Origin of the sequence: Poseidonibacter ostreae, assembly GCF_009208075.1 — a bacterium.
Classification (GTDB): domain Bacteria; phylum Campylobacterota; class Campylobacteria; order Campylobacterales; family Arcobacteraceae; genus Poseidonibacter; species Poseidonibacter ostreae.
On record NZ_WFKJ01000149.1, the window covers coordinates 1 to 248 of the forward strand.

The 248-nt window shown below is 29.0% G+C and carries 1 protein-coding gene; it reads left to right on the forward strand.

All coding sequences use genetic code 11. From position 1 onward, the window contains the following. A partial coding sequence (locus GBG18_RS15595; protein WP_226898720.1) for a hypothetical protein occupies positions 1-182 on the forward strand: 182 nt, incomplete at its 5' end. Positions 183-248 lie beyond the last annotated feature (66 nt).

The following is a 248-nucleotide window of genomic DNA, read 5'->3' on the forward strand; positions in this document are numbered from 1 at the left end:
TTATGCTCACCTATAATTTTAGGCGATTGTTAAATCTAATTGGTATTACACTGTTTCAAAAGCTGATAAAGGCCAGTAAAAGTGGCAATATTGAGGATATAAAACAAGAAATAATGGAGTACATTGCAGTTCTAGTCTTTTTTAAAGCTTTTTTTCGTCAAAAAATGAGTTTATACATCTAAATATTGAAAAAATATTCTGAAGCTTGGTTCTTTTACTTATATAGGGTTAGTTCTTTCACAGTCTCT